The sequence below is a fragment of the Actinomadura sp. 21ATH genome, assembly GCF_041951345.1.
Classification (GTDB): Bacteria; Actinomycetota; Actinomycetes; order Streptosporangiales; family Streptosporangiaceae; genus Spirillospora.
Genome location: NZ_JBGNUR010000008.1, coordinates 280,683 through 306,974, shown reverse-complemented (window position 1 = coordinate 306,974; position 26,292 = coordinate 280,683). Strand labels below are relative to the sequence as shown.

Below are 26,292 nucleotides of genomic sequence, written 5' to 3'. Positions count from 1 at the left end.
CCGCTTCATGGGGCACGCCGGCTCGGCGGTGGCTTCAGGTCGTTCAGCGTTTCTCTGGCGCGTACCAGAGTCTGCCGGGCAGGTCGCCTCCCCTGATCACCTGCACGCGCCACGGCTCCAGCCGCAGCACGTGCAGCTTCGGGTCGCCCGGGTCGCGCCAGAAATTGCCCAGATCGTAGCCGGCCCCCCGCGGGCTCGTACGCCGGTAGAGGTCCCACACGTGGCGCTTGGTCTCCAGGTCGTCGGCCCAGGTGGCGACGGTGTCGATGCTCACCGCGTTCTGCTTCGGCGTCCAGTAGGAGAACGTGCTGTGCGGGTTGCCCGCCAGGTGGGCGGCCTTGACCGGTGTCTTGTAGGTGGCGAGCCAGCCCAGCGGCCGGCCGTCGACGGTCTCCCAGACGGGGATCAGCACGCGTGCGCGGGGTCGCCCCTTCCGGTCGACCGTGGTCATGGTCGCGTACACGATGTCGCCGATGTAGGTGTCGAACTGATCTTTGATCTCGGTGAACGACGTCACGTGGTTGGCCATCGTTGGCTCCTTGCTGCCCCACGGTGCGTGAGCGGACTCAGTCGGGCCGGGTTCGGCCCTGGCCGGGTGGATGCGCCTGCCTTGGTCAACTGCGCTCCAGGACGACCACGGGGATCTGCCTGCGGCTCCTGGCCTTGTAGGTGTGGTAGACCGGCGCGAGCTCGGTCATCATGCGCCAGAGCCGTTCCCGTTCCGGCCCTTCGGCGGTACGCGCTCGGGCGGTGAAGCGCTCGCCGAGGATCTGCACGCCGACCTCTGGATTCGCCACCACGTTGAGGTACCAGGCGGGGTGTGTGTGGGTCACCGCCGAGCCGGACGCGATCAGGACGTAGCGGCCGTCGTCCTCGCCGAAGAACAGCCCGGTACGCAGCCACCGGCCCGATTTGCGGCCCTGGACGGTCAGGACGAGGTTGGTCACCCCTCCTTCCAGGTAACCGTCGCGACCGTCCGTGGCCAGGTAGCGGCGGACATGTTCGGCAACCGAGAGGTCGGGGCTGTCGATGGCGTCGTCCCACATCGGCGTGGGAGGTCGGAGAGTCATCTGAGCGCCTTTCGCTTGAGCAGGCTCGAAATCAGTTCCGTGAGCTGGGTCGTGGTGTGGCGCCGTTCGAGAGGCGCCGGGGCCGGAGGCGCGGAATGGCATTCCGCTGATCCCCTCAGGCCGGTTGTTCTTCCCGGCGTGCGGCATCGGCCTTAAGGGGGATCGCCTCGGGCTGCGCCGCGGCCGCGTTGGTGGGGGCGACGTGGCGGAGCATGGTGAGGGCGAGGATCGTCAGTGCGGTGACCAGAACCGCTCCGACCAGGGCGACGACGTTGAGGCCGGACGCGAAGGCATCGCGGGCGGGTGTGATGATCTGGTCGGCCGTCGATCCGGGCAGGCCACGGGTGGCCTCCAGAGCCCGGGCGAGAGTGTCGCGGCGGGCGTCGGCCACCTCGGCCGGGGTGCCGGCGGGTAGTTCACCGGCGACGCCGTTGCGGTAGACGGCGGTGCCGAGGCTGCCCAGGGCCGCGATGCCGACCGCGAGGCCCAGGTCGCTGCTGGTCTGCTGGAGGGCGGAGGCGGCACCGGCCTTCTCCGGGGCGCGGAGCCGACGATGAGCGAGACGCTCAAGCCCATTACGGGGCCGATGCCGGTGTAGATGAAGCCGAAGCCGATGACGACGTAGGCCAGGCCGTTGTCGCCGGCGCCTGCCTGGGTGAGGGTGAGGTAGCCGATGGCGGAGAGGATCAGCCCGATGGCGGTGACGGTGCCGGGACGGATCCGGCGGGCCGCGATCGGGGCGAGCATCGACGAGGCGATCAGGAGGCCCGCGGCGGGCAGCAGCCACAGGCCCGCCCTCAGCGGAGAGAGCCCGGCGACCATCTGCAGGTACTGGGTGACGAAGAGGTAGATACCGCCCATCGCGACGGCGGCGAAGAGCATCACGCCGAGGGCGACGCTGAAGGCCCGGCTGCGGAACAGGCTCAGGTCGAGCATCGGGTCGTCGAGCCGCAGTTGGCGACGGACGAAGACGACGCCGAAGGCCAGGCCGACGACCAGGGCGATCAGGGGCACGCTCTGCACGCCGTGCTTGGCGATCTCCTTGACGCCGTAGACGGCGGGCAGGATGGTGGCGAGGGACAGGACGACGCTGATCGGATCGATCCGCCCGGCGTTCTCGTCCTTGTACTCGGGCAGCAGCAGCGGGCCGGTGATCAGCAGCAGAGCCATCACGGGGACGGCGAGCAGGAAGACCGAGCCCCACCAGAACATCTCCAGCATGGCTCCGCCGACCACCGGGCCGAGCGCGATGCCGACGGAGAAGCTGGCGGCCCAGATCCCGATGGCGGTGCCCCGTTGCCTGGGGTTCTGGAACATGGTGCTGATCAGGGCGAGCGTGGAGGGCATGAGGGTCGCGCCCGCGATGCCGAGCAGCGCCCGGGCTGCGATCAGCATCTCGGCGCTCCCGGCATAGGCCGCGAGCAGTGAGGCGGCGCCGAAGGCCAGCCCACCACCGAGCAGCAGCTTGCGCCGGCCGATCCGGTCGCCCAAGGTGCCCGCGGTGACCAGAAACCCAGCGATCATGAAGGCGTAGACGTCGATGATCCAGAGCATCTGGGTGCTGCTGGGTGCGAGCGCCGCTCCCAGGTGCGGCACCGCCAGATGCAGGAGCGTCACGTCCAGCGACAGCAGGATGCTGGGCAGGGCCAGCATCGCGAGCCCGATCCACTCCCGCCGGCCGGCTCGTGTGCTGCCGACGGCACTACTCGAAGACATGGGTCTGACCTTTCGGGTTCATCTGTTCATGGAGCCGCCCCGCGCACGGGCGGGCGGTGGCTGGGAAGAGGAGGCGTGGCTCAGTGCGTGCTGCTGAGGCCCTGGGCGAACCCGCCGTCGACCGGGAATTCGGCGTTGGTGGTGAAGGTCGCGTCGGCGGCCAGGAAGAGCGCGGCCGCGGCGACCTCCTCGACGGTGCCGTTGCGCTTGAGCGGAGTGGTCTCGCTGCCCTGCCGCTCGAACTCGCGGCGTTCCTCCTCGGTCAGCCCGGCGACGCCCATGGTCGGGGTCTTGATGTAGCCGGGGGCCACGGAGTTGACACGGATCTTGCGCGGCAGGAACTCGGCCGCCAGGACGTGGGAGATCGCGCGCACCGCTTCCTTGGAGCCGGAGTAGGCGCTCAGCCCGGGGAAGACCAGGTCGTTGGCCACGGTCGTGAAGACGATCGCTCCGCCGTCGTTGATCAGCGGCGACAGGGTCTGCACCGTGAAGAAGGCGCCCTTGGCGTTGACGGCGAAGTGCCGCTCCCAGGAGTCCTCGGTGACCTCCTCCAGCGTCTGCACCTCGGCGATGCCATGGTTGACGAACAGGTAGTCGAGGCGGCCGAGCCGGTCCCGCACGGTGCCGGCCAGGGCGCGGATGTCGGCCATGCTGGCCGCGTCGGAGCGTACGACGTGCGCGGCGTCCGGCTTCAGTTCGGTGCGCGCCGCCTCGATCGTCGTCTCGTTGCGGCCGGTGAGAACGACCTCGGCCCCTCCGTCCAGGAGGGCTCTGACGATGGCCAGGCCCATTCCGTGGGTGCCGCCCGTGACGACGGCCTTCTTGCCTGCGAACCTGTTCATGGTGACTCCTGGTGAACGGTGCGAGTGGGGTGCCGGTTTCGACCGGCACGCAGAGAGTGCGCTCCCGGGCTTGCGGTCTTCTCTCGGTCTGCTTGCGGAGCGCTGGCACATCAGGCAAGGGCCGGGTGGCCGTACGGTGATCTCATGCGTTTCGGGGTGTTGGGTCCGCTTGCCGTCTGGTCGGCGGACGGTGAACCTGTGGTGGTGCCGGAGACCAAGGTGCGCTCGCTACTCGCGGCTCTGCTGACGGCCCCGGGCGAGGTGGTCTCCGCCGACCGACTCGTGGACGAACTGTGGGGCGAGGCGACGCCGGCGAACCCTGCGGGTGCCCTGCAGACCCTGGTCTCGCGGCTGCGGCGGGTGCTCGGGCAGGGCCTCGTGGTGCGCCGGGCGCTCGGCTACGTCCTCGACGTGGCGGACGAGGCCGTGGACGTGGGCCGCTTCACCGCACTCACCGCACGGGCCCGTACCGCCACGGACACGCGCGAGCGCGCCGACCTGCTCACCGAGGCGCTGGCGTTGTGGCGCGGCCCCGCCTTCGCCGACTTCGTCGATGAGGAGTTCGCGCGCCCGGCCATCACGCGCCTGGAGGAGCAGCGCCTGCTGGCCCTGGAGGAACAGGCCGAGGCCCGCCTGGAGCTGGGCGAGCACAGCCTTCTCGCCGGGGAGCTCGGCGACCTGACCCGCCGCCACCCGCTCCGCGAGCGGCTGCGCGCAGCCCACCTGCGGGCCCTGTACGGCGCGGGCCGGGCGAGCGAGGCGCTGGACGGCTACCAGGATCTCCGCCGCCGCCTGCAGGAGGAACTGGGTCTTGAGCCGGGTTCCGAACTGGTCGCCCTGCAACAGGAGATCCTGCGGCAGGGCCCCGCCCTGCGGGCCGTTCCGGCACCGGCGTCCGCCCCGCGCCGCCACACCAACCTGCCCACTCCGGTCACCGCCTTGATCGGGCGGTCGGCCTCTTCGCAGGAGGTCCGTGCCCTGATCACGGCGGGCCGCATGGTGACCTTGACGGGGCCGGGCGGGGTCGGCAAGACGCGCCTGGCGGTGGAGGTGGCGTCACTCCTGACCGGTTCCCACGCGGACGGTGTCTGGCTGGTGGAGCTGGCCGCCCAGTCCTTCTCCACCGAATCCGGCGCCGCCGTCACCGGTGACGAGCTGGCCGAGGTGGTGGCCGCGACGCTGGGCATCCGGGACGACGCCGGTTCAGGCCCGCTGCCGCGCAGGCGGCCCCGCACGTTGCTCGACCGCCTGTCCGACGCACTCCACGCCCAGCGCCTGCTGCTGGTCCTGGACAACTGCGAGCACGTCATCGAGGCCGCCGCGAGCCTGGCCCAGGCGCTGCTACGGGATGCCCCGGGCGTACGGATCCTCGCCACCAGCCAGGAACCGCTGAACGTCCCGGGCGAGCAGGTGTGGCCGGTGCCCCCGCTTGACCTGCCCGCGGATTCGGCCGATCAGGCGGTGTTGCGCGCGTCGAGCGCGGTGCGGTTGTTCCTCGAACGCGCCGCGGCGGCCTCCCCCGGCTTCGCCCTCACCGACGACAACGCCCGTGCGATCGCCTCCATCTGCCGCCGGCTCGACGGCATTCCGCTGGCCCTGGAACTGGCGTCCACTCGGGTACGCGTCCTCGGCGTGCATGAGCTGGCCGAACGTCTGGACGACCGGTTCCGGCTGCTCACCGGCGGCCATCGGGGCGTCCCGGCACGGCAGCAGACCCTGCGCGCGATGATCGACTGGAGCTGGGAGCTGCTCACCGCGGCGGAGCAGGCGGTGCTGCGCCGGCTCGCCGTCCACTCCGACGGCTGCACGTTGGAGGCCGCCGAGGCCGTCTGCGCCGGTGCCGGCGTGAAGCCCGCCGAGGTGCTGGACCTGCTGACTCGCCTGGTCGACCGTTCTCTCGTGCTGGTCGCCCACGAGGCCGGCGGCACCCGGTACCGGCTGCTCGAGTCGGTGTCGGCATACCTCCTGGAGCGGTTGCGGGAAACCGAGTACGAGCGGGTACGGCGGGCGCACGCGCATTACTACGTGGCGTTCGCCGAGCGGGCCGACTCCTTCCTGCGCGGCGCCGATCAGCGGCACTGGCTGCGGCGCCTGGACGCCGAGACCGCCAATATCCGCAGCACGCTCGACAGCGCCGCCGCCGACGGCGACGGTCCCCTGATGCACAGGCTCGTGCACGCGATGGCCTGGTTCTGGTTCCTGCGCGGCCGCCTTACCGAAGCCAACCGCTACCTCGCCCTGGCCCTCGCCCTGCCCGAGGATTCCTCTGGACGCGGTGAGGGCGAGGCGGACTCCGCGGCCGACCTGGTGCCGGACCGGTCGGGGACCGTCGCCTGGCACACCGGGATGAGCCTGCTGTCCGGCGCCCCGGACGGACCGGCGCGCCACAGCCGGGCCGTCCTTGAGGTGTACGAGGGCATCCGCGACCCGCACGAGCGGGTTGTGGCGGGCTGGCTGCTCGCGCACGCGGTCACCAGGTTCGGCGACTTCGCGGTGGGCGCCGAACTGCTGAACCGGATGCTCATCGAGACCCGGGCGCTCGGCGACCGCTGGGGACTCGCCGCGGGCCTCAGCATTCGGGGCATGCAGACCTACGTGTGCGGCGACCTGAAGGGTTCCCGGCGCGACGGCGAGGAGAGTCTCGAGCTCTTCCGCGAGGCCGGTGACCGGTGGGGGCAACTGCAGGCCACGGCCGTGCTGGGACGGCTCGCGGAGATCGAGGGCGACTATCCGCGGGCCGCCCGCCTGCACCAGGAGGGGCTGCGGATGGCCGAGGAACTGGAGCTGTGGACCGACGCCTCGATGCGCTGGTCCGAGCTCGGCAGGATCGCCCTGCTCACCGGCGACGACGCCGGGGCCCAGGAGTTCCACGAGCGGGCCAGGCGCCTTGCCGTCGAGCAGGCGGACCAGCCGGCCGAGGAGTTCGCCGAGATCGGGCTCGCCCTGGGGGCGCGCCGGCAGGGCCGGCTCGACCATGCAGAGTCGTATCTGCGCCGCTGGCTGGAGTGGAACCGGCAGTTCGACGCGGAGTACGGGTCGGCGCTGATCCTGGCCGAGCTCGGATTCGTCGCGGAGCTGCGCGGAGACGCGGAGACGGCGCTGGCGCTCCACTTGGAAGGGCTGGCCGCGGCCCGGGACACCGGCGATCCGCGGGCGCTCGCTCTGGCCCTGGAGGGTCTCGCCGGGGCGAGCGCCCTCGCCGGTCACCTCCTACAGTCCGCGCGCCTGCTCGGTGCGGCGGCCGCGGCCCGCGCCTCGGTGGACGCGCCGCTGCCGGCCGCCGAACGCGGTGACGTGGACCGGATCACCACGGCGCTGCGCGCGGCGCTGGGAGATGCGGGCTTCGAAGCCGGGTTCGCGCAAGGCTACGCGGATGAGACGCTCACCATCGCCGGTACTCCTCTGGACCTGAACACCCTTATCTCGACGCGCGAGCCATGCGAGCCGTAGGCGCGGGCGGTTTCACCGGCTTGCTGTGGCGGGTCGGCGGCACCCTCGCGGCGATGTGGGGCCCTAATGTTCTTCCTGCCCAAGCGAACCAGCAGCCAGGCGACTGAGCCGCCCTCACCCCGGCCGAGACGAAATGAACGAGCCGTACACGGAGTTGAGGTTGATCGTCGGGCGGGCCGGGTCACGGAGGGGACATCCATGGTCAGTGTCAGTGTGGAGACCGCGGAGCAGACGGAGGCCCGCCTGCGTGGTGTGATCGCTCAAGCCAAGGTCATCGTGCACGACGGCGCCTGGTGCTTTGAGGAATTCCCCGCCGCCCAGGCCCCCGAGCTCACAGCCGACACCCTTGCGGTGGTCCGCGACGAGGAGAGCTGGAGCCGCCTGGTCCCCTACGTGCACGGGCACAGCGGCACCGAACGGTTCGGGATCTTCTCTTTCCACTTCCCTGCCGATCAGGACAACAGTGGTTTCGTCGGCTGGCTGGCCACTCACCTCAAGGCCCGGCTAGGGACCGGCGTGTTCGTCATCTGCGGCAGCAACCGGGCCCGCGGCGGCATCTATGACTACTGGGGCTGTCCCATGGACATGCTGGATGAGGCGGTCGCGGTGGTCGAGGCGCTGCGCACCCGCCGACCTGGCGAGTGAGCGCAGCGTGTCGGGAGGCTCCACTCAGCCTCGGACAGTCCCGACACCGCATCAGTGAGCGCCCCAGACTCCCGGCGAAACGCTTCGAGCACAAGCTCCAGATTCATGCCGGCGACGCTGGCAACCGGGCGCGATCAGCAACAGCCCGCCCCCACCGGTCGGCATCTCCTGCGTGCTGGCGTACTGCCGCAGCGTGCGCGGTGGCAGCGCACTGATCCACGTGAAGCCGTCGGCACGGCGGACAGGGATGCTCCCCACAGGAAGCTCCAACCTCTCCAGACCGAGGAACCAGGCCACGCCGACGAGCGGGTACCCGGCAAACGGGAGCCGCATCCCTGGCGTATAGATGTCCACGATGCTCCGGTGGGCGTCGTCGATGAATACCGTTTCGCTGAGCCGCAGCACCAGCACTCACCACGATCCGGCAGCAGCGTCCTGGCGGAGAGACTCCAAATCCGCTCTGAACTATGTTGATATGTATTCGGATATTGGACTTACGTCAATATCAATATTGGACAGGCACAATGTCCTGTGATGGTCTCTGCGCATGAAAAAGACGATTCCCGCGGGTCCTGCGCCACCGGCTCGGCGCCGCCGTGCTCGCCGCGCTCACTGTTAGCGGCATCACCGCGTACGGTGCCACCGCCCAGGAGAGCGCCCCGCGTGGCGGCGCCATGGTCGCGACGGCCCACGATGTCAGGCCGGGCACCGTCGTACGTGACGATCTGCGCGCGGTGTTCGATGCGGCGGGTGTACGCGGCACGTTCGCGCTGCTCGACGAGTCCTCCAGGACGACGACCGTGGTGGACCGGCGGCGCGCTGGGACACCGATGGTGCCCGCCTCCAGTTTCAAGGTCCCGCACGCGCTGGTCGCGCTGGAGACGGGCGTGGTCAAGAGCCCCGATGAGGTGATCCCCTGGGACGGCACGCCACAGCCGTTCCCCGAGTGGGAGAAGGACATGAGCATGCGGGAGGCGGTCCGCGTCTCCAACGCGGCGGCGTTCCAGGTGATCGCCCGCCGCATCGGCCTCCAGCGCGAACGGCAGTGGCTGCACCGGCTGGGCTACGGCAACCGGCAGACCGGGACGGTGGTGGACCGGTTCTGGCTGGACGGCCCGCTGAAGATCTCGGCGGTGGAACAGACCCGGTTCATGCAGCGGCTGGGTGCCGTGCGGCTGCCCGCATCCCGCGCGCACCAGCGCACCGTCCGCGACCTGATCGTGCAGGAGAAGAAGGACGGATACACGCTGTACGCCAAGTCAGGCTGGCAGAACGCCCCTGATCCCGGCACGGGCTGGTGGGCCGGGTGGGTCGAGCGCGGCGGACGCGTGTACACGTTCGCGCTCAACATGGACATCGTCAAAGACGGCGACGCCGCCAAGCGCGCCGCCCTCGCACGTGAACTGCTGCACCGGCTGAACGTCCTGCCCACGGCGTGAGCATTCCCCACGAGGGCCACGGCGACCGGCACACGGCCGTCGTGGTCGTCGCCATTCAGGCGGCCAACTGGCTGGGCTACTTCGTTGTCGGCCCGGTGCGGATGGGGATACTGGCGTGCCTGTCGCGCGCGACCGGGTTCGCACTGCTGGGAACCGTGTCCTCACTGCGGTGGGGGGGGCGCGGCGGACGGCTTCGACGGTCTTCCTGGTCAGCGGCCTGGAAGACGGTCAGCCGTGGCACCCCTGCGCTGTGAAGAAATCGGTGAGCGCGCGACCGATCCGGTCGGGGGCGTTCTCCGTGGGGATGTGATCCGCGTTCGGGATGCGGATGAGCGTGGTGTGAGGGATCTCCAAGGCGAACCGTTCGGCGTACTCCACCTTCTCGTGGGAGTCGTCTTCGCCCCAGATCAGCAGCTTGGGCGCGGTGGACCGCCGCAGCGCGGGAACCAGGTCAAGGGTGTAGCGGCTGTCGGCCGCGCCCGCCAGGGCCGTCCAGGAGCGGCGAACTCGCCCATCGGTCCACGGATCCACGTACTCCTCGATCAACGGCTCGGTAGCGGCACCGGCCAACGCACCCGTCACCGCCTGCCGACGGGCGGCGAGCACGCCCTCGCCCGTGTCTCCGTCCCGGAACCGGGCCACGTGGGGCGCGGGCCAGGAATCGTAGAGGACTGAGTTGACCAGGGCCAGCCGGGACACTCCGAGCCGGCCGTGGGCGAGGAGATGCTGGGCGATGGCGCCGCCGATGTCGTGACCCGCCACGGCGACAGGTCCGGAGAGGTCCAACGCCGAGGCGAACCGAGTCACCCAGTCGGCGAGGGCCGGAACCGTGGCCGTCTCCGGCGTGAGCCGGCCACCTGAACGACCCAGTCCAGGGAGATCGACGGCTAGGGGCCGCAGCCCCGCGTCAGCGAAGTGCTGCAGTACGGGGAGCCAGACACGGCTCCAGTACGTTCCGTGCAGCAGCAGCACGGGAGTGCCGCCCTGCCCTGCCGTCAGATAACTGATCGTTTCGCCGTCGACCTGGACCGAGGTCCTCAGCGCTGTCCCTTCGGTGGTTTCACTCATGGGTCCACTGTGACCTGTGCGGTCTCCCCGGCCGAGAGTCCAGAAAGACACCTATAGGTACATTCCTGCCATGAGTCTTCATCGGGTGGTGGCCCTGCTCAACCCGCCTCAGTCGCCCTTCGAACTCAGCTGCGCCACCGAGGTCTTCGGCACCGTTCCGCAGGGCGAACCGCCCCGCTACACCTTCCAGAACTGCGCCGAGCACCCCGGCCCTCTCCAGACCACCGCCGGCTACGCGATGCTCGTCGACGCCGGATTGGAGGCCCTGGAGCAGGCGGACACCGTGATCGTCCCCGGCTGGCAGCCCTCCGGCGCACCCGTACCACCAACCGTTACCGCGGCGCTGCGGGACGCCCACCGGCGCGGAGCGAGGATCGTCGCCATCTGCACGGGAGCCTTCGTCCTCGCTCAGGCCGGATTGCTCGGCGGCCGTCACGCCACCACCCACTGGCGCGACACCGCCCGATTCGCCGCCGCATTCCCCAAGGTGCGAGTGGACCAGGACGTGCTCTTCGTGGACCACGGCGACGTGGCGACCAGCGCCGGATCCGGCGCCGGCATCGACCTGTGCCTGCACCTGGTACGTTCCGACCACGGCGCGGCATACGCCGCCCAGATCGCCAGGAACATGGTCCTGCCGCCGCACCGGGAGGGCGGCCAACTCCAGTACACCGTGCAGCCCGCACCGGCCAGGGCTGAGGAGTCGTTGGCGCCCGTACTGGAGTGGGCCGCCTCCCGCATCGACACCCGACTGACCCTCGCCCACCTCGCCGAACGCGCCGGGCTTTCCAGCCGTACCCTCGCCCGGCGCTTCGCCGAACAACTCGGCACCAGCCCGGGACGGTGGCTGCTCGGCCAGCGCATCGACGCGGCACGGGTGTTGCTGGAGCAGACCGACCTGCCGGTCGAAGCCATCGCCACCCGCGTCGGCCTCACCTCGGCAGTCAACCTGCGCCGCCGCTTCCGCGCTCACCTGGGCACCACGCCCGGCGCCTACCGGCGCACCTTCAGTCAAACCTGATGCCCGGACAGCGTCCCCGGCATGGCAGGCACCCAACGTGCCCGGAACCTCGGTCAGCCAGCTGCCGTGGGCCGGCTCGGCGCCGACCGCGTCCCGCAGGCTGGTGCGTGCGGCGTACGCGGCGATCCCGCCCGTCTCCGCCTCGGGGATCCTGTCGTTGCGGTAGACCTTGGCGTCGCCGATTCGGCTTCCGGTTCCACGCGGGCCCCGGTACGGTCCTGGCCGGATCCGCCCTGCTCCTGGCGCTCGGCGGAAAGCAGGCACAACGGACCCGAATGGAGGTTGCTGGCGGGTCGCAAGCCGCTGGCCGTCGAGATTGACTGCTCCCCGATCTGAGGAAAACCGACGTGGCCGCCCGTGCAGAGGGCGACGATAATCCGTGCGAAGTACTACGGAATCCGGAACCGGAAGTGCCGACGGGTTACTGGATATCAGGTCTTCTTCACCCCAAACGGTCGCACCAGCGGCAACCGCGGCTCAAGCCATCGCCATGGTCGTTGAGGGACTCCCTCCCGAACTTCGGGCCCGCATTCATCGGCTTTCCAAAGGGGCGCTAGCCAGGGGATCGCCCCTCAAATGAGGATGCCGAGGGAGTTCCGCCATTCGGCCCTACGGGAGGACGAAGAGGACTCGGGTGCCCGGTCGGCCGGCCGGTGGAGGGGTGGCGGATAGTGCGGATGACGTCATCCTGGCGCTACTGAACCGACCGCCTTCACCACGGAAAAGGCGAAGGGCGGCGCGCCCGTCCGCACGCGCCGCGACCACACCCAGATCCGCCCGGCCGCCGCTGCTGCCGACCAGGGCGACGTCATGGCCGTAGCCGCCATCGCTGCGGAACGACCGCGCACCTCGCGTGGTCAGCCCGCGCCGGCCGCCGTATAGGACGGTGACCAGCTCGCGGCTGGATACCGCCACGTCGGCATGGCCGTCACCGTCGGCGTCTCCCATCGCGATCGACGCGGCCGCTGCAGACCGGGAGTCGGCGGCGGGGACGCCCGCCAGCGTCTCCGGTCCACCCACGCCGCCGGTGCCGCCCGGGAAGACGTGCAGCACATCGCGCCGGTGCGGCCCCGGAACGAGACTCTCATGCACGGCCGGCACGACGTGGGTGGCGACCAGATCGGCGTGGCCATCGCCGTTGACGTCACCCGCGGCGATCCCGGTCGTCGAGACCTCCGTGTTCTCGTGCAAAGGATCGGCGGAAAGCCCGCTAGGGGATCCTTCGTATACGGCCAGGCGATTGAACGGCAGTTCGCCTTCCGGTTTCGTCCAGGGCGTCGAGGCGGCAAGGTCGGGATACCCATCGCCGGTGAAGTCCGCCACCAGGGTCTCCACCGTCCCACCCAAAGGCGGGAAGCCGTCGTCCTTGGTGTTCAGCCGCTCGAAGCCGAGGCCGCCCGAACCCAAGCCCGAATATACGCGGATCTCTTCAGCAAGGCCGACCACGAGTTCCGAACCTCCGTCGCAGTCGAAATCACCCGCGCTCACCGATTGTGGCAAGTCCTCTTCGCCGGTCGGGACTTTGACCGACCTTCCCGCCAGCCCGTTCCGGCTCCCGTACACGAGCGTGACCCGGCCCTCGCCGCGAGCCCTGACCGCGATATCGGCGTGACCGTCGCGATCGAAGTCGGCGGAGGCGAGGCCAGAGCCGAACGCGTCGTTCTCCTCAGGCACACCCGCGATTCCCGTACCGGACTGCGCCAGAACCTGCCGATGGCCACCGCCGTAGATTACGTCGACGACACCGGCGCCGAGCACCTTCCCGTCGGAGGCGCGCGGAGCCCCGACAGCGATGTCGTCACGCCCGTCCCCGTTGAAATCGCTCGGACGCGGAAGCGCGCAGGCGCCGCCGATTCCCGCCCATCCTGAACGGTCAGTACGGCGGTCACGAGGGCGAGCGCGGCCGCAGCCCGAACGGCGGACCTGCCCCATCGCCCCATGAGACCTTCCAGCGATTCGACCGTTCAGAGAAGGACGCCACAGGCGATCACCAGGTTGTCAGGGAGCGGCGAGATCCGTGCCTCCCATGCCACGGCGCGACCGCGCGCTCGCGGCGTTCTGGCTCCGATGGCGCCCAGGGGTTCCGGGCCGGGCGGAACAACTTGCCGGTGAATTCGGTCGAACGGTCGTGTTCACCGGGCTGGTACTGGAAGCCGAGCCGTAGCCACATGTCGAACAGACCTCGGTCCCACGCAACCTCGATCGCCTCGTGTGTGCGGGCGCAGCAGTCGAGCAGACCCCCGCCCCCGGCCCCCTGGGGAGGCCCCGCCGGCACCCGGCACCCTTCCCATACCGCTTTCCAAGGCCACGAGCCCGATTACGCCACCCGCTGGCTCGCCTACCTCGCCTATCTCCTCAGCACTGTCCCCACCCGCGACCTGGCCTGGTGGCGGCTGGCCGCCACCATCCGCACTCCCATGGCCCGCGTCACCGGGCTTGCGGGCGGGTTCACGGCCGGGCTCGCGGGCATGCTCTTTGGTCGAGATTGGGCGCAGGAACCGCCTGGCTACGCGAACTTCAAGGCCACCGGAAGAATGGCGCTGCTGGTCCGGCGTCTCGCGCTTGTGCTCATGATCGGGCTGCGGTCGGGCTCACCTTTATCAACTGGGCAGAGACTCCGGCGGCCACAGGAGGTTCGAATACACCTATCTCCGCCTGGCGCGCGGACCGTGCCCTGAACCTACTGCGCCTCTGCGCATTCGGGCTCATGGGCGGGCTCGTGTTCCTCACCCTGGGCCTCGCGGGCGGGCTCACGGTGGGGGGCGCGGGCGGGCTCGCGCTGGGGCTCGCGTTCGCAGATCATTACGCGTGGCCCGCGTATCTGGCCGTCACCTTCTGGCGGCGGCTGCCGCAGTCGTTGATGGTGTTCCTCGATGACGCGCACCGCCTGGGGCTGCTGCGGGCCGTCGGCCCGATCTACCAGTTCCAGCACACCGAACTCCACGACCACCTCGCCGCCGCCTACCACTCACAGCCGGACCCGCCCCCATAAGCGCCACCCGCCCCGACCGGATGCCCGGGCTGCTGGCGGCCGCGGCGCACATGCTGGAGCAATCCGGCCCGCTGCCGCCCGCCACCGCGCTGGGACCCGGCCCCTACCGGGTCCGCGCACACGCCCGCGGCCGCGACACCACCCGCGAACGAAGGGTCCTGCACGAGATCGTCGAGAAAGTACCTCCTCCAGATCTGGCCCGCGCCACCCGCCGGCGAGGTCATCGTCAAGCAGACCGACGCCTACGGAGCCAGCCTGCGCGCATCCTTCGCCCGACAACCCCGCCCCCGACCGCTGACCCGCCCCGGGTCAGGGCGCCACCGGCAGGATCCGCCGGATGGACGAGCTGTCCCCCACCGCGATCGTCCGGCCCACCGCCCCGCCCGGCGGCAGCCGGGAGGCCACCGCGCCCGCCGAACACGCCGCGTCCGTTGGGGCACCGCTGCTGGCGCCCGGTGCACGCGGCGGTCACCTGGATTGGATGGGCTGGAGTGCTGGCCCGGCGGGCGCCAGCGGTGCGATCGCCGATAGGCACGATGGACGGCGTCGAGCCCGGGTGCCGATGGAAATCCTTTGCCTGAGTGCTGGGCCGGCGTGACAGGCTTGAGCGGTGATCGCTGATCTGGCTCCCGGATTTCTGACGTGGGACGAGGTGGATCCCTCCCGTCATCGGTTCGATCCCGCCTCGGCCGCGCAGGTGGTGAACTCGCTCGGGCCGGCCTCCCGTGTGCCTCGCCGTCCCGATGCCTCCCCCGCCGACCCTGGGGTGATCAAGTGGGCCGGCGGCGAGGGCAAGCTGTGGGCGGACGCCATGTCACACGCCCTCGCCGAGCACTACGGCCACTGGGCAGTGGGCTGGCGCTGGGGCCACGACGAAGGTGACTTCGACGGTGGCCCGGTAGGCAGCTGGTGCTGCCCGCGCGACTCGATCACCACCCCGCAGGAGACGCTCAGCCGTGTCGTGGCGGCACTGTGCGAGTGGCGAGCGTGGCTGGAAAGCCTCGCCGACCGGTTCGAGGCCTACCCGCTGGAACCGGCCGGCATCGGCGACCAGCGGATCCTGTGGGAGAAGGCCGCCCGGAACCTGATCTGGCAGGTCGTGGACCGCACCGGCCACGGCAGCGGCTGGTACGGGCACTGCCAGCAGGTACTCGCCTGGTTCCTCCAGCGCTGGCACGTCCCGGTCGACGTCGCGGAGACTCTGGTCGCCGAAGCGATCGGCGGGCGATTCGAAAGCTGGACCAGTCCCGACACGGTGCTGGTCGACGACGTTGCCGAACGGCTCGCGGCGTCCCTGCGATGGGACGCCGCCCAGCCTCCCACCGAGCCCGCACCGGACCACCTCCAACGCTGGCTCGCGGTCCGTGAATCGGTGCCGTGGCACGACGCCGCGGACAGCAGCGGGCACGGTCCCGTCGTCCCGTGCCGCGACGGTGCCGCAGAAGACATCCGCTCCTTCGACGGCGCCATAGACCCCGCCCGTGTCGAAGGCCTCCTCGCCGCGCTGGCATCGGCCCGGGCGGACGCGGCGCGCGGCTCTGCCCTCAGCTTCGAGCGGCTACAGGCCTGGCAGCAGCACGTCCTCGGCACTCCCGAACCCCCCGCGTTCCGCCACTCGCCCGCCTTCGCCAAACGGGGCAGGGAGCGCTATGGCATCGCTCCCGACACCCGTGCCCGCCTCGACCGCTGCCTCGCGCAGAGCGCCTACGACAGTGAGCGGCCGCTCCCCTTGCCCGCCCGGGCCGCACGCACCTATCTCGACGTCTGCTTCTTTCACCCATTCGACGATGGCAACGCCCGCGCCGCGTTCCTCGCCCTCATCTTCGTCCTCGCCCGCGAGGGCATCACGCTCGACAACGTCCAGCTGCTGCGACGCGTAAGCTTCCAAGCCGACAACCCTCAAGACCCGCTGATCCTCACCCGGTACATCAGCCTCCACATCACCGAGACCCGGCGGCGCTCATCGTCGGTCCAGGGGCGGCAGGATCACAGCTGACCAACGGGACGGCATCTGCCGGGTCTGGGGTGGGGCACCGCGCTGGCGTCACCGCGGACGTGTGTAGCGCGTGACGTTCCACATCAGCACGCTCGGGGAAGTGGAACTGAGCGCGACGGTGGTCCCGTCCGGGCTGAACGCCAGCGAGCCGAGGCCGCCCGGCGGCGAGGGGAACACCGCGATCTGCCTGCGGGTGGCGACGTTCCACAACCGGGCGGTGCCGTGGACGTTGCTGACCGTGACCAGGAACCGGCCGTCCGGGCTGAACGCCACCATGTTGCCGTCGCCTGCGGTCAGGTCGGCCACCGGCGTCCGGGTACGGGTGTCCGACAGGCGCAGGATGCCTTGACCCACGGTGGCCAGAAGCCTGCCGTCCGGGCTGAACGCGAGCGCCTCGGCGCATTCCTGGACCATTGGTGCACTGTTGAGCGGGGCGGCCCGTCCCGTCACCAGATCGTTGAGCATCACCTCGCGGACACTGCCTGCCGCCACGGTCCTGCCGTCCGGGCTGAAGGCGACGTGGAAGGCGCGAGTGATGGGGGAATCGGGGGCGCCGTCCCGCTGGAAGGACGAGCCGTCGCGGACGAGCCTGCCGGTCGCGGCCTCCCGGATCTCCAAGGTCTCCGCGCCGATGGCGACCAGCCTGCCGTCCGGGCTGATGTCGATGGCGTTGGCGCTCTGCTCGTATGCCGGCCACGCGGCGCCCCACTTGCGGGCGCCGGTGTCCCACAGGCGGGCCACACCGTACGGGAGCCCGCCGGTGGGCAACGTAACGCCGCCCCACAGCTTCTCTTTGCGTTCCGGGGTGGGTCCCGCGTTCCCGGCGACGGCGATGGTCCTGCCGCCCGGACCGACCGCCATGTCCCGCACGCCCAGGCCCAGGCTCCGTGGCCTGTCCTGGTGGATCTTGGGCCAGGGCAGTGACACCTCGTCGGGAATCCGCACGTCGAGCGAGGAGCGCATCGGCAGGCGGTCGAACTTGCGAACTATCAAAGACGCCGGCCGCGCCGCAGCCACCAGCGTCCTGCCGTCGATGAAGGCCAGAGCCTCCCCGCCCAGCCCGGGCACCCGGACCACCTCGGGTAACTGCTCCTTCTCCGAGCCGCGATCGATCCAGATCAACACGCCGATCAGGGAACCGACCACCAGGACGGCCGGCACCACACAGAGCAGCACCCGGCGTTTCGTCCGCTTCATCCGATCAGTCTGGCAGACCGGCCCGCGACCCCTACCGGACTCGGAGATCACTACCTCTGGGGCGCGGTGTTCTCCGGCGGCAGAGTCGACCTCGCTCAGCCGCAAACATGGGAGAGACCCGCTACGGGAATTCCGCTCGACAGCGAGGGGAAGCCGCCTGCGGGCGTGACGCTGCCAAAGCCAAACTGAGGCGGCCCGGGCCGATCGACATGTCACTAAACCGCGGCGCACGGAAATGTCGGCCGGGTCGGCGTAACACCACAATTACTGCCCACTGGGTTCGGTGAAGCCGTCCACCACTCGGCCCGCCGGCAACGCAGGCCGGCCGTTTGACCTGCCACTGCAACACCGCCATCGCTTCCCGCGCACGCGGGGAACAATCCATGCCCTGAAAGATACTGGTTAAGTCGCACCGAAAGGCGATCACAATCGACTCCTGGCGCAAGGCTTCGTGAGAGTGCTGCGGTGAGACGGTCGGGCCCGCGGCCGGAGCATCCGCAGGCTGCGTTGAACGGGGACCCGAGCTCGATGCGGCGAGTACGCGGTGGTGCTCGAGCGCGAGCAGCGGTACGGCGAGGCCGAATGGTCCACCCGTGGCCGCCGCGGCGGCCCCGCACCACCGAAGCCGACCTCGCGCCACCCGCCGCCGACGCCGATCTCCTTCTGGCCGAGCTGGCCAGCAAGCCAACTCCACCCGGCGGTCCGGCCACCTACCGTGCCGCGCTCGACGATTCACCTGCCATCCCCGGGCGGAACGTCGGCGCACCTCCGGACCAGCGGGCGCCGACAAGTGACGGCTCCACCAGACCGGCTCCAGATGCCCGCGCCCCGGAGCCGCGTCGGCCGTTGAGAGGACAAAGGACGGCAGCGCTGCCGAGCCTGACGGTGATGGACACGCCAACCTCGACCCCACCACCGGTCCGCGACATCATCGCCATCCACGACGATTCCCACGCCCAAGCCGCCACCCGCAGCGCCGCTCTGGCCCGCCAGCTCCTGGCCCAAGCACGCCGAGACTGAACAGCCAGACTCCCGGGCCACGACGGGCGCCGTTAACCGGAGTGCCACGAGCCGCAAGCGGGCGCGGAGCGTGACCAGCCGGTCGGCGCAACGCCCCCCGACCCCCGCCGGCCGCGCGATTATCTCGCCGCTCTGCCGCACGGTATGCCGCTCTTATCCCGACGTGCCCGGACTGAAGCCCGCCCGGTGAGCGGGCGGCGTACGCATACTGTGACCTGCACAGATGGCCTGAACTTGCGGCTTATCGCACCCTGGTAGGGAACCTAACTCGCCTCACGCCCTCGCGGCCGCCGTGAAACGGCGGTCTGAGATGGATCCGGCCGTGGCAGTAGCATGCCGGAACACGTCTTCGAGGAAGCTCATGTGCACATTCTTGACGACCCTGCCGATCTGTCCGAGCGGGCGCGCGTTTTCCTGAGCCGTGCCGGACACCGGGAGTCTGCGACCGCGTTTCAGGTGCCCGGCGATCCCCTGCGGGTGAGTGACGGGCAAGGGCGGACGGTTCTGGCCCCGTATGAGTTAGTGGCCGGTCGCGAAGCGTTCCGGGCAAGGTACGGCGGACTGCGCTATGGCGTGCGACGGTCGGTGTTGTTGGGTGGCCGACGGCACGATCTGCTCCGGGAGTGGGACTTCAACCTGTACGACGACGTGCGGGCCGTCGGGCGGGGCTGGGCCTTTCGATGGGCCGGCGTCGACGGGCGGTTCATCGAGGTCGCCTCGTCGCTGTCGCATCTGATCGAGGGACACGCGGTCATGGACATGGTGGCTTCCTGGGACCCTTGGCCCGCCGGCAGCCTCGAAGCGTGGGTGCCCGGCCGCGCCGGGACGGCGATGACGGACGGGATCGAGGGACTTGCCCCGGTGCCCGAGGCGTCCAGCCCCTTCGACGCCTGGCTGCTGTCCGAGCACGTCGCCGTGCGCCGCTTCCAGGGCTGGGTCAGCCGTAGCCCCCGTCCTTGGGGAGTTCAGCTATGGACGAAGGGATATGAGGGGCGCGAACGCATCCGGAGTGAAAGCGCACGCTAAAGCCTCACCCGGCACCTGTGCAGATCGGCCAGCGCATCGGCCCGTCCTACGGTGCCCGCGAGGCCGGCGTACACGAGGCCGTCGCTCATGGGAGCCGGCATCTCAGCCTCAGCCGACGCCCCGGAGAGCCGTAGGATCCCGGAATGAATGACGATGAGTGGAATCACATCATCCGTTCGGCGAAGCAGGACGAGTCCGGCCCTTGGACGTGCCCTGAGTGCGACGAGTACGCCGTCGAGTTGGGTCAGCGGTTCGAGCAGGGCCACGTGGTGGAGCACACACTGATGTGCCTCGCCTGCGAGGCACAGGTCGTGGCGCCCGCCTGAACTCGACCGTGCAAGGAGACGGCGTCCCTGCCCGGGGACGCCGGGGATTGACGAATCCCATGACGGACATATCATCACGTTATGGCGATTGATCGCGATTGTGGAATGACTTCGTTGGACGGGCTGGCGCCGGCGGCGGCGCTGTTCTACTCTCTCGCCGATCCGGTGCGGTTGTCGATCGTGCAGCGGCTGGCGCGCGGGGAGGCGCGGGTGGTGGACCTGACCCGTGAGCTGGGGTTGGCGCAGTCCACGATCTCTAAGCATCTGGCCTGCCTGCGCGGCTGCAAGCTGGTGGACTACCGTGCCGAGGGCCGCCAGTCGTTCTACTTCATCGCCGCTCCCGAGTTGCTGGACCTGCTGCGTTCGGCTGAGCATCTGCTGTCGGCCACCGACCGCGCCGTCGCGCTGTGTCCCACCTACGGCACCGCCGCCGGCGGCGCGCAGGTGGGCGTCTGCACTCCGGATGCGCAGGTGCGGGCGTGACCGCGCTGTCGCTGGGCCCCTCGCCGCGGCGGCGGGCGGTGCTGGCGCGGCGGGTGCGGCTGCTGGTGGCGGCCACGATCACCTACAACGTGATCGAGGCCGTCGTCGCGATCGGCGCCGGGACGATCGCCTCCTCGGGCGCGCTGGTGGCGTTCGGGCTGGACTCGGTGATCGAGGTCGCCTCGGCGGCCGCGGTCGCCTGGCAGTTCGCCGCCCGGACCCCCGAACTGGTGGAGCGGCGCGAGAAGCGCGCACTGCGGATCATCGCGCTCTCGTTCTTCGCGCTGGCCGCCTACGTGACCGTCGATTCGGCCCGCACCCTGCTGGGGTCGGGCGAGGCCGAGCATTCCTCGGCCGGGCTGGTACTGGCCGCCCTGAGCTTGGCGGTCATGCCGTTCCTGTCGCACGCGCAGCGCCGCGCCGGCCGCGAGCTGGGGTCGGCCAGCGCGGTCGCCGACTCCAAGCAGACCCTGCTGTGCACCTACCTGTCGGCGGTGCTGCTGATCGGCCTGGCGGTCAACAGCCTGTTCGGCTGGGCCTGGGCCGACCCGATCGCCGCGCTGGTCATCGCCGCCGTCGCGATCAAGGAAGGCCGCGAGGCCTGGCGCGGCGACGCCTGCTGCGCCGTCCCCGCCCCGGCCGGCGCCACCGCGGCAGCGGCCACCGGCACCGGCGACGGCTGCGCGTCCTGCCCGCCCGGGTGCGCCTGCTGCGCCTGACGCCGCCCCTGCTTTCTCCCCCCTTCAATCAACTCGGAGGACATCGTGGCGATCGCCGCGCTGGTCATCTATCTGGTCTGGGCCGCTCTGGCGTTCGGGTGGCGCACCTGGACGCAGTGGCGCCGCACCGGCGACACCGGGTTCCGCGGCGGCGGCCTGGCCAAGGGCAGTACGCAATGGTGGGCCCGGGTGCTGTTCGTCGGTGCGCTGCTCATCGGCGCTGCCGGCCCGGTCGCCGCGCTGGTCGGCCTGCCCGCCGTCGCCGCCCTGGACCACACCGCGGTTCACGCGACCGGGGTCGTGCTGGCCGTGGCCGGGGTGGGGGCCACGCTGGCCGCGCAGACCTCGATGGGCGCCTCCTGGCGGATCGGCGTCCAAGACGACGAGCGCACCGACCTGGTCACCGCCGGCGCGTTCGCGCTGGCCCGCAACCCGAACTTCACCGCGATGATCGCCACCGCCACCGGGCTGGCCGCGATGGTACCCAACGCCATCGCGCTGGCCGGTCTGGTGGTGACGGTCGTGGCGATCCAGATGCAGGTCCGCGCCGTCGAAGAGCCCTACCTGCGGACCGTCCACGGCGACGCCTACGCCGCCTACGCCGCCCGGGTCGGCCGGTTCCTGCCCGGCCTCGGCCGCCTCCCCACCGATCCGGCCGCCTGGCGGTGACCCCACACGTTGCCGCGGGTGCTGCCCAGCCGCCCGGCAGGCCGCTCCCGCCGCCCGACACCACCGCCATGCTGCGCGGCTTCGCCCGTGACCGCGCGGCCGGACGGCCTTGGACCGGTGAGTCGGCGCGGTTCCTCACCGAGCTGTTCGACCAGCTCGCCGCCACCTGGGGACTCCGGCCAGGCCACCGGCCGCGACGAACCGCTGCGCGAGGGGCGGGCGTTCCTGGCGGAGTTGGACGTTGAGTCGCTGGGCCTCGGCGAGCCGGCCTTTGTGATCATGGCCAGAGGGCTTGCAGGGCGGGGATGAGGGCGCTGCCTGCGGCGTTCTCCAGGACCGTGCGGAGAGAGTGGCCGAGGGTGCGGAGCCTGGCGTGGTCGGGTTGAGGGGCCTGGGCGGTCCGGGCGATCTCTTCGATGAGGTCGAGCGCCTGCTGCTTCTGCTCGTCGTCCAGTTCCAGGGTCGGGAGTGCCTGCGCGACCGCCTCGGTGAAACGGCCGAGGGCGGACACGTCCACGGTGCCGCTGGAGGTGATGGTGTTGTTGGGGCCGATGGCGAGTTGGCCCGACACCGGCCCGCCGATGTGGACGTCGTAGTCGTCTCCGCCTGCCATGGTCCTGCCTCTCTGATCATGTGGTGCCGGGGCCGACAACGGTGAGCTGCTGCCGGACGGTGCGCCCGCTGCGCTGGCCGGTCACGGTGAGCGGGTACTCGCCCGGCTCGGACGGGGCCTTGGCCGTCAGCCGGACCCGGCCCTGGTCGTCGGCCACGGGAGCCGACCGGCCCCGGCCGTGGGCGGCCTCGGTGACGGTGATCCCTGGACCGCTGAGGTGCACCGGCTCGCCGGGCTGGAAACCGGAGGCGTCGACGGTGAAGTCATGTCCGGCCTCGGGAGTCGGCGGATCGACGCGCATGGCCAGCGGCCCGAGCGGCGGCGTGGAGGCATCGCCGGTGCCCGCTCCGGCGTCGGTGCGGCGGTCCGCGCCCTGGACCCGTACCCAGGTGCCGGGAGTGAGGTGGGTGAGGACGTCGTAGACATGGATGCGGTACCGGCCGTCGGGCGGCGCGTGCACCTTGGTCCGCATCTCGGCGCGGCCCTGGTCGTCGGTGGTGGCGGGACGGACTCCGTTCCAGCCGCCGTCCAGAGCGGCCAGGCCCTCGAAGTGCAGTGGCTGGCGCGGCCGGAAACCCGTCGCCGTCACCGTGAGCATGTCGCCCGGCGCGAGCACCGTCGGGTGCGCGACGACCTGCCCGGGGCCCTGCGGGGCCGGGGAACGAGGAGTCCTCGTCGGGGAGGCATCGGTCGTCGCGGGATGCCGGGCCGGGGGCACGCTGGAGGCGACCGGTTCCGGTGCCGACATCGGGTCCTCCCGGTCGCCGCGGGTGGCGACGATGCCCGCGACCGCGGCCGCCACCACCGCGGTGGCCACTGCCGCGATGATGCCCGGATGCGCCAGCGCGGCCGCGCCCGGCACCTGCGCGCCGGAAGTCGCCACGCCAGGCGCCGCGAGCGTCGCGCCGCCGGCCGCGGCCCCCGCCGTCAGGCCGGCCAGCATGCCCAGCGCGCGGCGCCTCGCCCGGTCCTCCTGCTCGAAGTACTCCACGTCGGCCGCCGACCCGCTCCGCCGGGCACAGTCCAGGCCGATGCTCAGCACCCGCCGCCAGGTGCCCCACCGCAATCTCCGGTTGAACGCGGGCGCGGTGACCCTGGCCAGCCGGCAGGCCGCCGCATCGTCGCCGCGCTGCGCAGCGGCGGCCAGAACGGCCAGGACGACCGGCCCCGCGGCCGCCGTCGTGCGCGGCGCCGCCGCCCGCGCCCATTCGGTGAGTGCCTCGGCGTATCCGCCCGGGTCGGCCTCGCCTTCCAAGCCCGCGGCGAGCAGGTGACCGCCCGGCCCGGCCACGGCCAGGCCGAGCCGTTCCAGCTCGGCGGCATCGGCCGGGCCACCCGCCAGCACGCCCAGCAACTCAGGTCCGACCGGCACGCCGGGCAGGGCCCGCAGAACCTGCAGCGCGGCCCGGGCTTCGGCGTCCAGCCCGGCCACCAGCGCCTCGCGCAGCACGACCGGGTCGCTGCCCAGCGCCTCGGCCCGCCCCGCCTCCAGCGCCGCCGCGGCCTGCACCAGCATGCCCGGATGCCCATGGCAGGCCTCGTACACGCAGCGGACGGCGTCCAGCTCCGGCTCGTCCAGCTCCCGTCCGAGCCTGGCGGTGACCAGCGCCAGAGCGTCCTGCTCAGCGAGCCCGCCCAGCTCCAGCGGCCATGTGCCGCCGTCTTCGACGGCACCGGCCGTGCTCACCAGCAGGCGGCCCTGCGGCACCGTCTCCGCCAGGTCGGCGAGGTCCTTGGCCTTCCCCGCGAAGTCGTCCACGACGATCAGCGCCTGGATCGAGCGCATGAGCTCGCGAAGCCGCGCGGGAGCGGGCCGGTAGTCCTCCACGTCGTAGCAGAGCTCGAAGATCCGCTGCACGACGTCCTCACACGCCTGACCCGCCCCGTTAATCCAGACCACGTCGCCGTCCCACGCCGCCGCGACCTGGCGCACCAGCGCCGACCTGCCCGCGCCCGGCGCGCCGTGCACGACCACAGACCGTCCTCCGCCGAGCCGGGTCGCCATCTCTTGCAGCTCGCGGTCCCGTCCGACGAACCGGTCGTCCGGATCAGGTGCGTGAGCGTGCACCGGCTCGGTCCGGGACCGGATCCGCGGCACCTTCCCGGCTCCGACCGACACCGTCGACCCGTGCGCGTTGACGACCACGTTGCGGTCACCGACGACCATCTGGCCGCTGACATCCCCGTCTACCCGGACCCTGCCACGCATCGGCTCCCCGTCTCGCCCATCACCAGTGCCGTTCCAGGATCCGTCACCCAACGCGCATGGACCGGTACGTTGAGAAAACATGGCCGGGCCCGGCCTCGGGCGGACACCGGCATGCCCGCCGGGGTAAGAACCTGCGTCCATCGCGAAGCCCGCCATTCTCGGGACGAGACGCGAAACCGCGACCGCCCGCGCTGCCCGGGCGACGGGCGCCTGCCCTGCGAGGGCTCGCACGCGGACATCACCCGGCCGACGCGTGCTGTGTCCGGTCGTCAGCTAAGGGCGAGCCGGTCAGCGCGGGGCACCGCCGCACCCCCACCCCATGAGTCCCGGTACTTGGGCGGGGGCGACCGGGGCGCGTCGGCTGGTGGCGGGACAGGACGGCTTCGTCCGAGCCGGCGCGTTCATCCACCTCCCCCGCCGTCGCCCCCGCCTCCTCCGCCGTCACCGCCCCCGCCGACGCCTCCACCGCCGTAACCGCCGAACCTTCTGCTGGACGTACCGAATCCGCTGCCGCTGCCGCCATAGCGACTCTGGAGCGTTGCCCTGGAATCTCGTTCCGGCGCGGGGTCGAGGACGATCCGGACTCCCGTCAACGCGGCCCAGGCCGATACCGCGTCGCCCCGCCGGCCGAGCGTCCCCCGCGTCACCGCACCCCACTCGACGACGGTGCCGGGGTGCTCGGCGCGTTCGCGTTCGAGCGCGGCCTGCACCTCTCGGGCCGGGACGTCCGACAGCAGTCGTTCGGTCCCCGATGCCTGGTTGCCGGGCATGTCCGCCCGTTCCATGGAGGTGGCCCAGATGACCAGGCGCCGCGGGTGCTTGCGCACGTCGAGCGCGCAGGCCCACACGCGCGCATCCGCACGCGCCAGCGCCGCGACCCGTGCCTCGTGCCGCTCGGCCTCGCGCTATCGGGGAGCGTGCGGTCAGCTCTCGGCGTCCGCCCTGGAGCCGTACGGCCCGCGCCGCGGAGCGACGCTCTCGCTCCGCCTTTACTAGGCTCCGGGGTAGGCAAAACGGAAGGATCAGCGGGTGGGCACCAGGGCGGGGGCGGAGGGGACGCGGCGCGGTTCCCGGGAGCGCCGGACTCAGCAGGAGCGGACGAGGGCCACCACGGCGACGCTCGTCGCGGCGGCGCGGGAGCTGTTCGTCGCCGAGGGGTTCGCGGGCACCTCGCTGGGTGCGATCTGCGATCGGGCCAGAGTGACCCGTGGCGCGTTCTACCACCACTTCGAGAACAAGGAGCAGATCTTCCGCGAGGTCTACGCCGCCGAGCAGGAGGGGCTGTCGACGGTGGTGCGGCGGGCTTTCCGTGCCGAGCGGGACGCCTGGGACGGGCTGGTGGCGGGTTGCCGGGCGATGCTGGAGGCGTCCGCGGATCCCGCCGTGCGGCGGATCACCCTGGTGGAGGCGCCCGCCGCCCTCGGCTGGACGGTGATTCGCGACCTCCAGGCGGGTTGCAAGGGCCAGATGCGCATCGGGCTGGCCATGGCGATGGAGGCGGGCTGCCTTCCCGAGCGTCCGCTGGACCCGCTCACCTCGCTGCTGTACGGGGGTATGTGCGAGAGCGCGCTGGACATCGCCCGTGCCGACGATCCGGATGCCATGCGGGACGACACCGTCCGCCAGCTTGAGGCGATGCTGACCGGGGTCGCGGGACGCGCACCCTCAGGCTGCGCCCACACCGCTGACCAGCGTCGATAGCAGCTCTTCCCACACCGGTACAGGCCGGCGGCGGACCCGGCTCATTTACATACATTCTAAATGTATGTAAGTTGGGCGGAACGAGATCCT

24 protein-coding genes are annotated in these 26,292 nt (G+C 71.1%); 13 read left to right on the top strand and 11 right to left on the bottom strand.

The features are described from left to right. Positions 1-43: 43 nt before the first annotated feature. The 4 genes from ACA361_RS24515 to ACA361_RS24500 all read right to left on the bottom strand — a co-directional run bounded on the left by ACA361_RS24515 (position 44) and on the right by ACA361_RS24500 (position 3,628). The gene (locus ACA361_RS24515; RefSeq protein WP_375015421.1) at positions 44-529 is read right to left on the bottom strand and encodes a pyridoxamine 5'-phosphate oxidase family protein; all 486 of its coding nucleotides are present in this window, start codon (positions 527-529) and stop codon (positions 44-46) included. Between the two features lie 85 nt (positions 530-614). Continuing rightward, the gene (locus ACA361_RS24510; protein WP_375015419.1) at positions 615-1,070 is read right to left on the bottom strand and encodes a nitroreductase/quinone reductase family protein; all 456 of its coding nucleotides are present in this window, start codon (positions 1,068-1,070) and stop codon (positions 615-617) included. Between the two features lie 231 nt (positions 1,071-1,301). Then, on the bottom strand, positions 1,302-2,723 hold the full coding sequence (locus ACA361_RS24505; RefSeq protein WP_375015417.1) for an MFS transporter: 1,422 nt from the start codon (positions 2,721-2,723) through the stop codon (positions 1,302-1,304). A gap of 143 nt (positions 2,724-2,866) precedes the next feature. Continuing rightward, positions 2,867-3,628, bottom strand: a complete 762-nt coding sequence (locus tag ACA361_RS24500; protein ID WP_375015416.1) for an SDR family oxidoreductase — start codon at positions 3,626-3,628, stop codon at positions 2,867-2,869. Positions 3,629-3,832: 204 nt separating this feature from the next. Between ACA361_RS24500 and ACA361_RS24495 the strand changes: the two genes are divergently transcribed. Together ACA361_RS24495 and ACA361_RS24490 are read left to right on the top strand one after the other, a co-directional pair. Further along, complete coding sequence (locus ACA361_RS24495) at positions 3,833-7,078, top strand: BTAD domain-containing putative transcriptional regulator (protein WP_375015414.1); 3,246 nt, start codon at positions 3,833-3,835, stop codon at positions 7,076-7,078. 198 nt (positions 7,079-7,276) lie between these two features. Then, positions 7,277-7,723 carry a DUF6196 family protein gene (locus ACA361_RS24490; RefSeq protein WP_375015412.1) on the top strand — a complete coding sequence of 149 codons (447 nt, stop codon included), beginning with the start codon at positions 7,277-7,279 and terminating at the stop codon, positions 7,721-7,723. A gap of 51 nt (positions 7,724-7,774) precedes the next feature. Here the strand turns inward: ACA361_RS24490 and ACA361_RS24485 are convergent, their stop codons facing one another. After that, positions 7,775-8,134 carry a hypothetical protein gene (locus ACA361_RS24485; RefSeq protein WP_375015411.1) on the bottom strand — a complete coding sequence of 120 codons (360 nt, stop codon included), beginning with the start codon at positions 8,132-8,134 and terminating at the stop codon, positions 7,775-7,777. Positions 8,135-8,319: 185 nt separating this feature from the next. Here ACA361_RS24485 and blaOXA point away from each other — a divergent pair, with 185 nt between their 5' ends. After that, the gene (gene blaOXA, locus ACA361_RS24480; protein WP_375015409.1) at positions 8,320-9,162 is read left to right on the top strand and encodes a class D beta-lactamase; all 843 of its coding nucleotides are present in this window, start codon (positions 8,320-8,322) and stop codon (positions 9,160-9,162) included. Positions 9,163-9,390: 228 nt separating this feature from the next. Here the strand turns inward: blaOXA and ACA361_RS24475 are convergent, their stop codons facing one another. Beyond that, a complete protein-coding gene (locus tag ACA361_RS24475) occupies positions 9,391-10,230 on the bottom strand; it encodes an alpha/beta fold hydrolase (RefSeq protein ID WP_375015407.1) in 840 nt (279 codons plus the stop codon). A gap of 70 nt (positions 10,231-10,300) precedes the next feature. Here ACA361_RS24475 and ACA361_RS24470 point away from each other — a divergent pair, with 70 nt between their 5' ends. Both ACA361_RS24470 and ACA361_RS24465 read left to right on the top strand, forming a co-directional pair. Next, positions 10,301-11,251: a GlxA family transcriptional regulator gene (locus ACA361_RS24470; RefSeq protein ID WP_375015405.1), complete on the top strand. Its 951-nt coding sequence runs from the start codon at positions 10,301-10,303 to the stop codon at positions 11,249-11,251. Between the two features lie 37 nt (positions 11,252-11,288). After that, positions 11,289-11,417 (top strand): hypothetical protein, encoded by a 129-nt coding sequence (locus ACA361_RS24465; RefSeq protein ID WP_375015403.1) that lies wholly within the window; start codon positions 11,289-11,291, stop codon positions 11,415-11,417. A 443-nt stretch (positions 11,418-11,860) separates the two neighbouring features. Here ACA361_RS24465 and ACA361_RS24460 read toward each other — a convergent pair whose 3' ends face one another. Next, positions 11,861-13,183 (bottom strand): FG-GAP repeat domain-containing protein, encoded by a 1,323-nt coding sequence (locus ACA361_RS24460; RefSeq protein WP_375015401.1) that lies wholly within the window; start codon positions 13,181-13,183, stop codon positions 11,861-11,863. Between the two features lie 775 nt (positions 13,184-13,958). Between ACA361_RS24460 and ACA361_RS24455 the strand changes: the two genes are divergently transcribed. Together ACA361_RS24455 and ACA361_RS24450 are read left to right on the top strand one after the other, a co-directional pair. Continuing rightward, a complete protein-coding gene (locus ACA361_RS24455; RefSeq protein ID WP_375015399.1) occupies positions 13,959-14,243 on the top strand; it encodes a hypothetical protein in 285 nt (94 codons plus the stop codon). Positions 14,244-14,853: 610 nt separating this feature from the next. Further along, positions 14,854-16,239, top strand: a complete 1,386-nt coding sequence (locus ACA361_RS24450) for a Fic family protein (protein WP_375015397.1) — start codon at positions 14,854-14,856, stop codon at positions 16,237-16,239. Positions 16,240-16,287: 48 nt separating this feature from the next. Here ACA361_RS24450 and ACA361_RS24445 read toward each other — a convergent pair whose 3' ends face one another. Next, positions 16,288-17,400: a WD40 repeat domain-containing protein gene (locus tag ACA361_RS24445; protein ID WP_375015395.1), complete on the bottom strand. Its 1,113-nt coding sequence runs from the start codon at positions 17,398-17,400 to the stop codon at positions 16,288-16,290. Between the two features lie 1,389 nt (positions 17,401-18,789). Here ACA361_RS24445 and ACA361_RS24440 point away from each other — a divergent pair. From ACA361_RS24440 to ACA361_RS24420, 5 genes are all read left to right on the top strand, one after another. Then, entirely contained in the window at positions 18,790-19,482 is a 693-nt protein-coding gene (locus ACA361_RS24440; protein ID WP_375015393.1) for a hypothetical protein, read from the top strand. A gap of 143 nt (positions 19,483-19,625) precedes the next feature. Then, positions 19,626-19,808 (top strand): hypothetical protein, encoded by a 183-nt coding sequence (locus ACA361_RS24435; RefSeq protein ID WP_375015392.1) that lies wholly within the window; start codon positions 19,626-19,628, stop codon positions 19,806-19,808. Between the two features lie 81 nt (positions 19,809-19,889). Then, on the top strand, positions 19,890-20,291 hold the full coding sequence (locus ACA361_RS24430; protein WP_375015390.1) for an ArsR/SmtB family transcription factor: 402 nt from the start codon (positions 19,890-19,892) through the stop codon (positions 20,289-20,291). Continuing rightward, on the top strand, positions 20,288-21,010 hold the full coding sequence (locus ACA361_RS24425) for a cation transporter (RefSeq protein ID WP_375015388.1): 723 nt from the start codon (positions 20,288-20,290) through the stop codon (positions 21,008-21,010). The genes ACA361_RS24430 and ACA361_RS24425 overlap by 4 nt, the downstream gene beginning before the upstream one ends. Positions 21,011-21,055: 45 nt before the next feature. Then, positions 21,056-21,679, top strand: a complete 624-nt coding sequence (locus ACA361_RS24420; RefSeq protein ID WP_375015386.1) for a methyltransferase family protein — start codon at positions 21,056-21,058, stop codon at positions 21,677-21,679. A gap of 277 nt (positions 21,680-21,956) precedes the next feature. Here ACA361_RS24420 and ACA361_RS24415 read toward each other — a convergent pair whose 3' ends face one another. The 3 genes from ACA361_RS24415 to ACA361_RS24405 form a co-directional block, all read right to left on the bottom strand. Beyond that, complete coding sequence (locus ACA361_RS24415; protein ID WP_375015384.1) at positions 21,957-22,292, bottom strand: hypothetical protein; 336 nt, start codon at positions 22,290-22,292, stop codon at positions 21,957-21,959. A 16-nt stretch (positions 22,293-22,308) separates the two neighbouring features. Then, positions 22,309-24,459, bottom strand: a complete 2,151-nt coding sequence (locus ACA361_RS24410) for an AAA family ATPase (protein ID WP_375015382.1) — start codon at positions 24,457-24,459, stop codon at positions 22,309-22,311. Between the two features lie 443 nt (positions 24,460-24,902). Further along, positions 24,903-25,349 (bottom strand): hypothetical protein, encoded by a 447-nt coding sequence (locus tag ACA361_RS24405; protein ID WP_375015380.1) that lies wholly within the window; start codon positions 25,347-25,349, stop codon positions 24,903-24,905. A gap of 181 nt (positions 25,350-25,530) precedes the next feature. On the opposite strand from ACA361_RS24405, the gene ACA361_RS24400 reads away from it, so the two are divergent. Beyond that, positions 25,531-26,202 carry a TetR/AcrR family transcriptional regulator gene (locus ACA361_RS24400; RefSeq protein WP_375015378.1) on the top strand — a complete coding sequence of 224 codons (672 nt, stop codon included), beginning with the start codon at positions 25,531-25,533 and terminating at the stop codon, positions 26,200-26,202. Positions 26,203-26,292 lie beyond the last annotated feature (90 nt).